Here is a 5758-nt window from a genome sequence, read left to right as displayed (position 1 = left end):
TCGGTGGCGACGGGCATGTGATGTACCGGCACGGCCCCTCCCGCCGGATCCCGGGTGCGGGTGTGCGGTGGTTTGGGCGCAGTCCCTCGCAGGCGTGATTTTTCAGCCCCGTCCGGGGAACGCTTCAGCCCCTCCGGGAAACGCTTCAGCCCCTCCGGGGAACGTTCCAGCCCCGGCCGGGAAAATCCAGCCCCTCCGGCGTTTGAGGAGCGGGGGTCCGGGGGCAGCGCCCCTGGGTACGGGGAGGGCAGGGGCGGAGGGGGCGAAAAACTCCCGCTACGCCCGCAGTGCCGCGAGCTGTTCCGCGAACGGGACCACGTGGAACCCGTCCGCCCGACCGGGTGAGGGTTGGGCGGGGACAGCAGCCTCCTCGGCCCGAGCCGGGGCCACCGGGGCGGACGCCGACGGGGCGGCCAGGGCCGGCATCAGGGCGGCCAGCTCCCCCGCGGCCCGATCGATCCGCTCCGCAAGCCCCTCGACCCCCCAGTCCTCCGAAGCCGCGTACACCCCGGTCGGCACGACCACCGCCCGCAGATACGCGAACAGCGGACGCAACGCGTGTTCGAGGACCAGCGAGTGCCGCCCGGTCCCCCCGGTCGCCCCGATCAGCACGGGCTTGCCCACCAGCGCGTCCTTGTCGAGCACGTCGAAGAACGACTTGAACAGCCCGCTGTAGGACGCGGAGAAGACCGGGGTGACGACGATCAGCCCGTCCGCCGAGGTCACGTCGTCGATCGCGGCGGACAGGGCCCGGCCGGGAAAACCGTTGGTGAAGTTGTGCGCGATCTCGACCGCGAGGTCGCGCAGTTCGACGACCCGCAGATCCACCGCACCGGACACCCGCCCGGCGGTGGCGGCCGCCAGCCGGTCGGCCAGCAGCCGCGTGGACGACGGGACGCTCAGCCCCGCCGAGACGACGACGAGCTTCATGCGCGGCTCACCTCTTCCTTCGCCTCGGCCGCGGCCACCCGGGCCGCGTGGGTCGGCGCCTCCGGCACGTCGGCCGGACGGTTCTTGGCGAACTCCTCGCGCAGCACCGGCACGACCTGTTCGCCGAGGAGGTCGAGCTGCTCCAGGACCGTCTTGAGCGGCAGCCCGGCGTGGTCCATCAGGAACAGCTGGCGCTGGTAGTCACCGGCGTACTCGCGGAAGGACAGCGTCTTCTCGATGACCTGCTGCGGAGAGCCGACGGTGAGCGGGGTCTGCTCGGTGAAGTCTTCCAGGGAGGGGCCGTGGCCGTAGACCGGCGCGTTGTCGAAATACGGACGGAACTCCCTTACGGCGTCCTGCGAGTTGGGCCGCATGAACACCTGGCCGCCCAGGCCGACGATCGCCTGCTCGGCCGTGCCGTGCCCGTAGTGCGCGTACCGCTCGCGGTAGAGCTCGACCATCCGCTTGGTGTGGTCGGCGGGCCAGAAGATGTTGTTGTGGAAGAAGCCGTCTCCGTAGTACGCGGCCTGTTCCGCGATCTCGGGCGAGCGGATGGAGCCGTGCCAGACGAACGGCGGGACGTCGTCCAGCGGGCGCGGGGTCGACGTGAACGACTGGAGCGGCGTACGGAACTTGCCCTCCCAGGTCACCACGTCCTCGCGCCACAGCCGGTGCAGCAGCGCGTAGTTCTCGACGGCGAGGTTGATGCCCTGCCGGATGTCCTGCCCGAACCAGGGGTAGACGGGACCGGTGTTGCCGCGGCCCATCATCAGGTCGACCCGGCCGTCGGCGAGGTGCTGGAGCATCGCGTAGTCCTCGGCGATCTTCACCGGGTCGTTGGTGGTGATCAGCGTCGTGGACGTGGACAGGACGAGCTTCTCGGTGCGTGCCGCGATGTAGCCGAGCATCGTGGTCGGGGACGACGGCACGAACGGCGGGTTGTGGTGCTCGCCGGTCGCGAAGACGTCGAGGCCGACCTCCTCGGCCTTCAGCGCGATGGCGACCATGGCCTTGATGCGCTCGCGCTCGGTCGGCTCCCGGCCCGTGGTGGGGTCCGGTGTCACATCGCCGACGCTGAAGATCCCGAACTGCATGGTCGCTCACCCTCCATCTTGTTGATTGTTCAACTATACCCTCGAACCGCCACCCCTCCCCAGATATTCCGCCACGCCTCCGGCCACGGATCTCGCTTGACCCCACCCCGTCCCGTGCCTCACATTTATCTGCGTGACACAGATAATGCATGGCGCAAATGAAAAGACGGACCACCCTCCCGCCCGCGCCCGCTGGGCGATCCTCGGCGTCGTCCTCGCCGCCGACGTCCTGGACCTCCTCGACGGCACCATCACCAACATCGCCGCCCCGACCATCACCCGCGACCTCGGCGGCGGCAACGCCCTCGTCCAGTGGCTCGGCACGTCCTACGCCCTCGCGCTCGGCGTCCTGCTCGTCCTCGGCGGACGGCTCGGCGACAAGTACGGCCGCCGCCGGCTCTTCCTGACCGGCCTCGCGGGCTTCACCGCCGCCTCGGTCGCCTGCGGCCTCGCGCCCACGCCGGGCACCCTCGTCGCTGCCCGTCTGGTCCAGGGCGCCTTCGGCGCGCTCGTCGTCCCGCAGGGCTTCGGCATCCTCGGGGCGACCTGGCCCCGGGACCAGATCGGCAAGGCGTACAGCCTGTTCGGACCGGTGATGGGCCTGTCCGCCGTCGGCGGCCCGGTCCTCGCCGGGTTCATCGTCGACGCCGACCTCGCCGGCCTCGGCTGGCGCCCGATGTTCCTCATCAACCTCGCCCTCGGCGGCGCCGCGCTCCTCGCCGCCGCCCGCCTGCTCCCCCACGACACCGGCGACCGCGCGACCACCGTCGACGTCCCCGGCTCCGCCCTCCTCGGCGCCACCATGCTCGCCCTGCTCGCCGGCCTCATCGAGGGCTCGGCCCACGGCTGGGACGCGCTCCCCGTCCTGCTCCTGCTCGCGGGCCTCGCCCTCTTCGCCGGGTTCTGCCACCGCCAGCGCACCGCGCCCAGCCCCCTGATCAAGCCCTCCCTCCTCCACAACCGCGGCTTCACCTCGGGACTGGTCCTCGGCGTCGTCTTCTTCGCCGCGGTCGCCGGCCTGCTCTACGTCCTCTCCCTCTTCCTCCAGCAGAGCCTCGGCCGCTCCCCCGCGGCCGCCGCGCTCGCCCTGACACCTCTGTCCGCGGGCATCGTCGTCGCCTCGATCGCCTGCTACGGCCTGATCGCCCGCCTGGGCCGCCGTCTCGTCCTCATCGGTTTCCTGGTCACCCTCGCCGGAACGGCCCACCTCCTCGCCCTGGTCACCACCTCCGGCCAGGACACCGGCGGCTGGGCCCTGGCCCCCCCGCTACTCGTCATCGGCCTCGGCATGGGCGCCTGCTTCGGCTCGCTCTACGACGTCACCATCGGCGACATCGCACCCGAGGAGGCCGGCAGCGCGGGCGGCTCGCTCGGCGCCGTCCAGCAGCTCGCCAACGCGATCGGAGCCGCCGCCGTCACCACCGTCTACTTCCGGGCCGACGACGGCGGGACCCACGCCACCACCGTGAGCCTCACCGTCGTGGCCGCCATCACCCTCCTGTGCTGCCCCCTCGTACGCCTGCTCCCCCTCAAGGCACCGGAGCAGCACCACTAGGGCACGAGGACCAGCCGGCCCCGCAGTCCGCCCTCCGCGAGCCGCGCGTGCGCCTTGACGGCCTCGTCGAGCGCGTACGTCCCGGCGACCCGGGTGGTCAGCGCCCCCTCGTCGACGAGCGCCACGAGCTCCGCGAGCCGGGCCCCGTCGGCGGCGACCTCCACCGCACCGGTCCGCACCCCGCGCACGGACGCCGGGTGGGCCCCCGGGATGACACCCATGAAGGCACCCCCGTCCCGCACCCACTCCAGGGCGTCCGCGCCCAGGATCGCCGCGTCCAGCACCGCGTCCACGCTCCGCGGAGCCACCCCGTCCGACACGAACCGGTCCGCCCCCAGGGACCGTACGAGCTCCTCGTCGCCCTCGCGGGCCAGCGCGGTCACCTTCAGCCCGCGCCGGGCGGCGAGCTGTACGGCGTACCCGCCGACCGCCCCCGCGGCACCCGTGACCAGCAGACTCGCGCCCGGCTCCAGGCCCAGCCCGCCCAGGGCCCGGTCCGCGGTCAGCGCGTTGAGCGGCAGGCTCGCCGCGTGCGCCGCGTCGACCGAGCGGGGCGCCACGGCCACCGCGTCGGCGTCGACCACCACGTGGTCGGCGTGCGTACCGAGGGCCTTGGCGGTCCCGTACGCCAGCGCCACCACCTCGTCACCCACGCTCCACCCCGAGGCGACCCCGACCGCCTCCACCACGCCCGCCACGTCCCAGCCGAGCCCCAGCCGCTTCCCCGCACCCCCGAAGACACCGGCACGCACCCCGGCGTCCACGGGATTGAGTCCCGCGGCCGCCACCTTGATCCGCACCTGCCGGGCCCCCGGCTCCGGCAGGGCGACCTCGACGATCTCCACGACTTCCGGACCACCGAACGACGACACGACCGCTGCACGCATCCCAGCTCACCCCATCTGTAGGTCATCCGCGGGTCTCTCACCCGCCACAACAACCCTAGGAAGAGCTACTATCCATTGGTAAGTAGGCACCTGAAGGTGCGTACGTCACCCGGAGGTGAGTCATGGCGACCACGACGGCGGCCCAACGGCGCCAGCAGGCCCGTTTCGAGTACGACGCGTTCCTCAAGAACTGCCCCACCAACCAGCTCCTGGACCGCATCAGCGACAAGTGGGTCAGCCTGATCGTGAGCGCGCTCGCCGACGCGGGCGGACCGATGCGCTACAGCGACCTCGGCCGCAAGATCGCCGGAGTCAGCCCCAAGATGCTGACGCAGACCCTGCGTTCACTGGAGCGCGACGGCATCCTCTCCCGCACGGTCACCCCGTCCGTACCGGTCCGCGTCGACTACGAACTCACGACCCTGGGCACGAACCTGAGCTGCCTGCTCACCGCCGTCAAGGACTGGGCCGAGCACCACATCGAGGAGGTCGTCGAGGCCCGCGAGCGCTACGACGCCTCGTCCGAGTCCTCCTGAAAGTCCCCGGACCGCAGCCGGGCGACCTGTACTGCGCTGAAGTCGACCGTGCGTCTCATGTGCCCGATGATCAGGGCGATCCCGTCCTCGTCGAGCCCGTCGAACAGGCCGTACCAGCCGGCGCCCAGCCGCTCCCACATCCGCCCGAACTCGGCGATCTTCTCGGGCACGGTCGCCACCAGCACCCGCCGCCGGTCGACCACGTCGCGCTCCCGCACCACGTAGCCGGCCTTCTCCAGCCGGTCCACCAGCCGCGTGGCCGACCCGGTCGTCAGCCCCGTCATCTCGGCGATCCGCCCGGTGGTCACCGGCCCGGCCTCCAGGCTGAGCAGGTTCACGCACTGCACGTCCGTCGGGTGCAGTCCGACGTGGTCGGCGAGGGCCTGGTTGAACAGGGCGTACGAGGCCATGTACCGCCGCGACACGTCCGCCAGCTCCCCCAGCAGCCGCCCGCGCGCTTCCCCATCGACAGCCATACGACCCCTTTCCACCAGCCAAAATCGTACGCCGCGCCCCCAGACCCGGCGCCCCCACCACAAGCACCGTCTCGCCCCCTCCGCCCCTACCCGACCCGACCTGGGGCTCCGCCCCAGACCCCGCTCCTCAAACGCCGGAGGGGCTGGATTCTCCGGGCCGGAACGGCCACCACGACACACCCGCACCCGGGATCCGGCGGAAGGGGCCGTGCCGGTACATCACATGCCCGTCGCCACCGACGCTCACATCTCCGTCCAACGGCGACGGGCGGATGTACCG

At 71.8% G+C, this 5758-nt stretch carries 6 protein-coding genes; 2 read left to right on the top strand and 4 right to left on the bottom strand.

What is annotated here, in order from left to right:
• Nucleotides 1–276 precede the first annotated feature (276 nt).
• Together ACFW6B_RS40945 and ACFW6B_RS40940 are read right to left on the bottom strand one after the other, a co-directional pair.
• The gene (locus tag ACFW6B_RS40945) at nt 277–930 is read right to left on the bottom strand and encodes an FMN reductase (RefSeq protein WP_386605010.1); all 654 of its coding nucleotides are present in this window, start codon (nt 928–930) and stop codon (nt 277–279) included.
• Nucleotides 927–2024 (bottom strand): LLM class flavin-dependent oxidoreductase, encoded by a 1098-nt coding sequence (locus ACFW6B_RS40940; protein ID WP_386605008.1) that lies wholly within the window; start codon nt 2022–2024, stop codon nt 927–929. The genes ACFW6B_RS40945 and ACFW6B_RS40940 overlap by 4 nt, the downstream gene beginning before the upstream one ends.
• A 133-nt stretch (nt 2025–2157) precedes the next feature.
• Between ACFW6B_RS40940 and ACFW6B_RS40935 the strand changes: the two genes are divergently transcribed.
• Nucleotides 2158–3579: an MFS transporter gene (locus ACFW6B_RS40935; RefSeq protein WP_386605006.1), complete on the top strand. Its 1422-nt coding sequence runs from the start codon at nt 2158–2160 to the stop codon at nt 3577–3579.
• Here ACFW6B_RS40935 and ACFW6B_RS40930 read toward each other — a convergent pair.
• Nucleotides 3576–4466 (bottom strand): NADP-dependent oxidoreductase, encoded by an 891-nt coding sequence (locus ACFW6B_RS40930; protein WP_386605004.1) that lies wholly within the window; start codon nt 4464–4466, stop codon nt 3576–3578. The genes ACFW6B_RS40935 and ACFW6B_RS40930 overlap by 4 nt on opposite strands.
• 122 nt (nt 4467–4588) lie before the next feature.
• Here ACFW6B_RS40930 and ACFW6B_RS40925 point away from each other — a divergent pair, with 122 nt between their 5' ends.
• A complete protein-coding gene (locus ACFW6B_RS40925) occupies nt 4589–5002 on the top strand; it encodes a winged helix-turn-helix transcriptional regulator (protein WP_386605002.1) in 414 nt (137 codons plus the stop codon).
• Here ACFW6B_RS40925 and ACFW6B_RS40920 read toward each other — a convergent pair.
• Nucleotides 4975–5478, bottom strand: coding sequence for a MarR family winged helix-turn-helix transcriptional regulator (locus ACFW6B_RS40920; protein WP_386605000.1), 504 nt, complete (start codon nt 5476–5478; stop codon nt 4975–4977). The genes ACFW6B_RS40925 and ACFW6B_RS40920 overlap by 28 nt on opposite strands.
• Nucleotides 5479–5758 lie beyond the last annotated feature (280 nt).

This window comes from Streptomyces sp. NPDC058751 (assembly GCF_042746485.1).
Taxonomy (GTDB): Bacteria; Actinomycetota; Actinomycetes; order Streptomycetales; family Streptomycetaceae; genus Streptomyces.
Note: the sequence above shows the minus strand (reverse complement) of the source record. Positions and strands in the feature narration are given on the sequence as shown.